This window comes from Palleniella muris (genome assembly GCF_004792655.1).
Taxonomy (GTDB): Bacteria; Bacteroidota; Bacteroidia; order Bacteroidales; family Bacteroidaceae; genus Prevotella; species Prevotella muris_A.
In genome coordinates this window covers 123,610-130,099 of the sequence record NZ_SRZC01000010.1, presented here as the reverse complement: position 1 = coordinate 130,099, position 6,490 = coordinate 123,610, and the positions used below count along the sequence as shown (strand labels likewise).

Annotated in this window: 7 protein-coding genes; 6 read left to right on the top strand and 1 reads right to left on the bottom strand. The window is 47.9% G+C overall.

Annotated features, from left to right (window positions below):
• The first annotated feature begins 873 nt into the window (after window positions 1–873).
• From E5358_RS07585 to bla, 6 genes are all read left to right on the top strand, one after another.
• Window positions 874–1,365: an RNA polymerase sigma factor gene (locus E5358_RS07585; protein ID WP_135939629.1), complete on the top strand. Its 492-nt coding sequence runs from the start codon at window positions 874–876 to the stop codon at window positions 1,363–1,365.
• Window positions 1,362–1,787, top strand: a complete 426-nt coding sequence (locus tag E5358_RS07580; protein ID WP_135939628.1) for a Rho GTPase-activating protein — start codon at window positions 1,362–1,364, stop codon at window positions 1,785–1,787. Before E5358_RS07585 ends, E5358_RS07580 begins: the two co-directional genes overlap by 4 nt.
• Before the next feature lie 36 nt (window positions 1,788–1,823).
• Window positions 1,824–2,246, top strand: a complete 423-nt coding sequence (locus E5358_RS07575; RefSeq protein ID WP_135939627.1) for a DUF4252 domain-containing protein — start codon at window positions 1,824–1,826, stop codon at window positions 2,244–2,246.
• 58 nt (window positions 2,247–2,304) lie between these two features.
• Window positions 2,305–3,183, top strand: a complete 879-nt coding sequence (locus E5358_RS07570; protein WP_135939626.1) for a hypothetical protein — start codon at window positions 2,305–2,307, stop codon at window positions 3,181–3,183.
• 103 nt (window positions 3,184–3,286) lie between these two features.
• The gene (lptB, locus tag E5358_RS07565) at window positions 3,287–4,060 is read left to right on the top strand and encodes an LPS export ABC transporter ATP-binding protein (RefSeq protein WP_135939625.1); all 774 of its coding nucleotides are present in this window, start codon (window positions 3,287–3,289) and stop codon (window positions 4,058–4,060) included.
• Window positions 4,061–4,167: 107 nt separating this feature from the next.
• Window positions 4,168–5,118, top strand: a complete 951-nt coding sequence (gene bla / locus E5358_RS07560; RefSeq protein ID WP_135939624.1) for a class A beta-lactamase, subclass A2 — start codon at window positions 4,168–4,170, stop codon at window positions 5,116–5,118.
• 165 nt (window positions 5,119–5,283) lie between these two features.
• Here bla and E5358_RS07555 read toward each other — a convergent pair whose 3' ends face one another.
• The gene (locus E5358_RS07555; protein ID WP_135939623.1) at window positions 5,284–6,462 is read right to left on the bottom strand and encodes an iron-containing alcohol dehydrogenase; all 1,179 of its coding nucleotides are present in this window, start codon (window positions 6,460–6,462) and stop codon (window positions 5,284–5,286) included.
• Window positions 6,463–6,490 lie beyond the last annotated feature (28 nt).

Sequence of the window (6,490 nt, the reverse complement as noted above, 5' to 3'; positions counted from 1 at the left end):
GGTATAGCTTTTTTCGCATTCCCGCAAGACTTTGACAGTCTTTTTTGCAAGAAAATGTCAACTTTTGCGCTTTCGTTGACTCAAATCAACAGATATAAAGATATGCACATTATTATATATTATAGGGAATGGGAGGAATGATACAGCATGAGAAAACAGGAGGAAGCATGACAAAGCATGAAGAAATGGAGGGAATAATGTGGAATCTTGATAAGAAGCGGGAACGGAGGGTGGCGGTTGGAGAAAAGAAAAGAGTGCTATTCTCATATTCTTCAGTACGAGAGTAACACTCGAGGTGCGTAATCAATAAGACACAGTTACAGTTTCATATTCTGACTGAGGAATGCTATAACCATCCTTTCGTGCTTTTGCACGCAAATCCCTCATCTCTTTTTGTGCTGTCCTTAAATTCCTTTTCATTCTCATAAACGAGCCGGTTCCCCAAGAACCTGCCGTACTTCCACCACTATCTTTACCATTCTTTTTATAGTCAAAAAGATTTTAATTCACAATAAAAGATGAGTCTTTTTTTCAGAAAAAAGCAAAAATCATTGGTTGTCTTTCTATGAATCAAAGGTAACGGTTTGCATTGTGAAAGGTTACGTTTGACACCATAAAAGATAACAGTTTACAGCGCAAAAGGTTACCTTTTATAAAGCACTGATATACAGAGAAATGCGACAACAGAAAGACATCAAAAGAGAAACTGGCAAAGTGTAACAGATTATCTCCTTTCAATATCTTTTTACCAAATAATGAAAAAAAATGCGTGGCATGATGTCACAAATCGCGGCTTTCTGCGTTATATGGATAGAAACAACAAAAAAACACAGGGCTGCCGGACACCGGAAAAGACGGCACAGTAACGAAAAAATGGACTTAAGCACATTCAACAGAAAGATAATCCCCATACGCATCCGGCTCTTGAAAAGGGCGGGCCAGCTGCTTGGCAATGACAGCGATGCTGAGGACATTGTGCAAGAGACCATGCTGAAACTGTGGGACATACGCGACCAACTGGACAGTCATCCTAACGTGGAGGCTCTGGCGATGACCATCCTCCGCAACAAGGCGAACGACCTGTGGCGGCAAAGACAGAGATTCGCAGGGATGCCGCAGGAGACCGGCACGGAGAGCTACACCACAGAGGCACGCAGCGACATGGAACTCATAGGCTTGATTGTCGAACATCTGCCGCCTCTCCAGCAAGCTGTCTTCAAAATGAAGGAGATTGACGGCTACGAGGCGGAGGAGATAATAAGCATCATAGGCTGCTCGCCTGAGGCTTTGAGGCAGAATCTGTCAAGGGCACGAAGGAAAATCAAGGAAGAATTTGTAAGACTTTCTAATTCAAGGACGATATGACAAAACAGGAAATACAACAACTCATAGAGAAATATGACGACGGTATGACGACATGTGCCGAGGAGAATGTCCTGCGCGAGTATTTCCGGACACTGCCGGACGAGGAGATGCCTAAGGAGTGGCAGGCGTACAAGATGATGTTTGCCTTTGTCGACAGCAAGGCGGCAGTCGTGGAAAACCCTTCCGTGGCAAAGAAAAGCAATGGCAGACTAACCTTATATATGCGCATTGCATCCATTGCTGCCTGCATTGCGGCAGCTGTCATCATAGCTTTGCCAAAGGGAAATGCATCGGACGGTTATGCTGTCCTTGACGGCAAGAGGGTGACAAATAAGCACATTGTGCAGGAAGAGGCGGAGGCGGCATTGCAATCCGTGATGTACACCGACGATGATGCTTTCGCGGCTTTTGACGAGTTATAAAGCGTATGGCGTAAAACATTGTAAATCAAACGAATCATGAGACACATACTATTGACATTATTGCTTATGGCAAGCAGTCTCACCATGCAGGCGGCATTGAACATTGACCGTATCTTTGCGACTTACGGCCACTCGAAGGGCTGCAAAATGGTGGAGATGCACGACACGAAAATGCGCGGCTATCCTCTGCGCACATACAAAAGCCTGGTCTACAAGCATATCGGCAATGAGGTGGACAAGGCTCTTGCCGAGGACAAGCGCAAGGCAAAGAAAATCCGTGAGGTGGTCGACAACGGCACGGTCGTGAGCGGTTACTACCAGATGCCGTCAAAGGACGGGAAGACAAACCGCTACATCCTGTTCAGCAAAGGCCCTAAAGGCAGTGGCACACTGATTTACATCGAGGGGGCTTTGAAGCCTGAGGATGTAATGACAATGTGCTATGGCAAACGGCGGTAGGTGATTATTACACCTTATTATATATAGTACCCTAACATGCAAAAAAAACATATTCACCATGAAAAAACTTTTTACTTTGATTCTTCTCTTGCCGGCTATTGCGATGCAGGCAGAAACAGTGCAAGACACAACATTCGTATACGGCAACAAGCAGATTGTGGTCTGTGACACGGACGAAGGCACAAACGTGGCAGTGCTTGACCAAGACGGCGACGAGTTCCGCAAGACTTCCGAGACGAAATTCGTCGACGGGCAGGAAGTGACGCAAGTGTATGTCACTTCGCCGTTCCTCCCAAAGAAATGGAACATCAACAGAAAAGCCCATTTCTACAGCCACATCCCTTGGTTCAGCTATGGCTTCTCAACACTGAGCGGAGGGGCGATGCATTTCAATAACAGTGACAGAATGCACCTGAACAGTTCCAAATCATGGGAGTTTGCTATCGCACCATTGTCCGCAGCCATTCCTTTCAACAGCCAGCGCACGTTCGGAATGTCGTTCGGTATGCAGTTCGCTTGGGTGAAGGTGCATTTCCAAGATGACTATGCCTTGTACAACAATAACGGCACCCTGTCCGTACAGCCTATAGAATATGGTGAGGGCGAGACGTTCAAAAAGAGCTATATCAGCTATACGGCATTGCGTTTCCCTGTATTTATGGAATACCAGCGCACAGTAAACAAACGCGAGCTTTTCGCCACTCTCGGCATGTCATTGGAAATAAGGCAAAGCGAGCGTGCGCGTTACAAGACCAATCAGAACACTGTCACTACGACAAAGGACATTCATGTAAACCCGATAGGCGTCAATCTTGAACTACAGTTCGGCTATGCCGGCATAGCATTCTACATGAGGCAAGCTCTCACGCCGCTTATGAAGACAAGCAACGCGCCTAAGGCTTATCCAATGTCGCTGGGAATGGCGGTTGGTTTCTGAGAATCCTAAATCGGTTTTCTTCATGAAATACAAATAAATGCAAATTTATTTTGCCATTAAGCAAGTTCGTTGTAACTTTGCATGACAAACAAAATATCATACGATGGAAGAAACAGAGAAGTTGGTTTTGCGCGCAGAGGGACTTATCAAGCAGTATGGCAAGCGCACCGTGGTCAACGATGTGGCATTCGATGTCAAGCAAGGCGAGATTGTCGGACTGTTAGGACCTAATGGCGCAGGAAAGACAACATCATTTTACATGACTACCGGTCTTGTCGTCCCGAACGGAGGACATATATATATAGGTGATGAGGAAATCACAAAGCTCCCTGTCTACAAGCGGGCGCGCCTCGGCATCGGCTATCTGCCGCAGGAGGCAAGTGTGTTCAGAAAGATGACTGTCGAAGACAACATACTTTCTGTGCTTGAGATGACCGGAAAACCACGCGACTACCAAATGGAGAAACTCGAACAGCTCATCAACGAGTTCTCGCTCCACAAGGTGCGCAAAAACCTCGGTGACCGCCTTTCGGGTGGCGAACGACGCCGTACTGAGATTGCGCGATGCCTTGCCATAGAGCCGAAATTCATAATGCTTGACGAGCCTTTCGCCGGCGTTGACCCTATCGCGGTGGAAGAGATTCAGGAGGTGGTGTGGCACTTGAAGTACAAGAACATCGGCATACTTATCACCGACCATAATGTTCAGGAGACACTTGCCATAACGGACAGAGCCTATCTTCTCTTTGAAGGCAGGATTCTTTTCCAAGGCACTCCTGAGGAACTGGCAGTCGACCCTGTGGTACGAAAGAACTATCTTACCGACAATTTCCAGTTGCGCAAGTCGCAGTTCCAGCAGAAAGAGCCACAGCTATGACATATACATGGGCAGCATTGAACAGCCGCCCATGTTTTTTTATATGATATATTCCGCAAAACATATCATATATTCAAAAAATACATCATATCTTTACAAAACATACCATGACAAAATTCAAAACAGGCATATTCGCTTTAGGCATCTCGTTGTTCTGCTTGTCAGCAGTACAATGCACTCACCGAGCAGACAGCAACGCATCCGTCGCTGACACTCATGCACTTACCGACACGCTTTCCAAAATCACATCCGACTATCCGGGCAAAATCGGAGTGGCGGTAATCATAAACAACACCGACACTGTCGCCGTCAACAACAAGAGCATCTACGCCATGATGAGCGTGTTCAAAGTGCATCAGGCATTAGCCCTATGCAACGACTTTGACCGTAAGGGGCTTTCCCTCGACTCATTGATTGCCATGCAAAGGGACAAACTCGACCCGAACACATGGAGCCCTATGCTGAAGGAGCATCAGGAGGCGGAATTCACTTTGCCTGTCAGGGAACTGCTGCGCTACACGCTCATTCAGAGTGACAACAACGCCAGCAACCTTATGTTCAACAGATTGGTTGATGTTGCCCGCACCGACAGTTTCATCGCCACACTCATCCCTCGCCAAAGTTTCCAGATAGCTTACACGGAAGAGGAGATGTCTGCCGACCACGGCAAGGCATATTCCAACTACACATCGCCTCTCGGTGCTGCAACGCTCATGAACCGCCTGTTCACCGACAGTCTGATAAGCAAGGACAAGCAATCCTTCATAATGGAAACCTTGGAGCAATGCTCCACCGGAAAGGACAGGATTGTTGCGCCATTGCTTGACAAAGAAGGGGTTGTCGTTGCCCACAAGACCGGCTCAGGCTACACCAATGAGGCGGGAATCCTCGCTGCTCATAATGATGTCGCCTTCATACGTTTGCCAAACGGCAAGCACTACACGCTGGCTGTGTTTGTAAAGGATTTCAAAGGCAACGAGGAAGAGGCTGCAAAAGCAATAGCGCGCATATCTGCCACAGTGTATTCGTTGCTGACACAAGCACCGGAAAATCATTGATTGCAATTATGTTTCACTATGGATTATGAATTAACAAAAGTTGATTTACAACAGCAATTTAACCTTATATGACAGCAACAGGGCTGATTCCGAAAAAAGAATCAGCCCTGTTGCTGTCATATAAGGTCCATTGAAACCACTTTCCTGAGTCTGTATATATCAGAATCACATTGCGAGACGGTAAATCTCTTCTGTGATTTCCGGTGTAAGGCTGTAATAGAATCCGAACGGATTGCCCTTGTTCTCATGGAGCTTGCAAACAAGAGTGGCGATGTCGGGATTCTCTATACCGAGTTCACCGAGCGTGACAGGGAGCTGAAGCACATCCTTGAAGAACGCTTTCATGCGTGCGACACCCTCCAACGCTATTTGCTCGTCAGTCTTTCCTTCCGGAGACACTCCGAACACACGGACGGCAAGCTGGCGCACCTTTGCAGGGTGGTGCTTCGCCATGTATGTCAGGAACGCAGGGAACATCACCGCAAGTCCTGCGCCGTGAGTGACATTGTAAAGTGCGGAAAGTTCGTGCTCTATGGCGTGGCATGACCAGTCTTCGTCCATACCGCAGGAGCAGGTGTCGTTATGTGCCACCATACCGCTCCACATGATGTTTGCACGCGCTCCATAGTCGCAAGGGTTCGCCATGACACGCGGCGCAGCGTCCATAATGGCAAGCAGTGTGCCTTCGCAAAGGCGTTCGCCGATGAATATGTCGGCATTGTTCGAGAGATAACGCTCAAGGATGTGCGCCATCATGTCGGCTATGCCGCTGGCTGTCTGCCATGCAGGAAGGGTGAATGTCAGTTCCGGATTCATCACGGCAAACTTCGGGCGAAGGAGCATCTTTGCCTTTATGCCGAGCTTCTGCAGCGTTGCCTCACGTGTGATGACAGCATTGCCTGAGCCTTCGGAGCCTGCTGCCGGGATTGTGAGCACGACAGCAACAGGGAGTGCCGCCTGAATGGTTGCCTTGCATATGAAGAAATCCCAGAAATCGCCGTCGTAAGGCACACCGGCACAGATGGCTTTTGCCGTGTCAATGACCGAACCGCCTCCGACAGCGAGGACGAAATCGGCATTTTCCTTTCTTACAAGTTCTATGCCTTCGTAGACTTTTCCGTCGGTCGGGTTAGGCTGTATGCCGCCAAGTTCTACATAATCAAGCCCTTCTGCTTTCAGGCTTGCAAACACTCGGTCGAGCAGTCCGCTCTTCTTTGCAGACTGTCCGCCATAAACGACGAGGACTCGCTTTGCGCCATATCGGCGGCAAAGTGAGCCTACGTTATTGTCAGTTTCCTTGCCGAAGACGAATTCGGTAGGAGAATAGAATGTGAAGTTGTTCATTGCTTTATGTTAAGGTTGATTCGATATA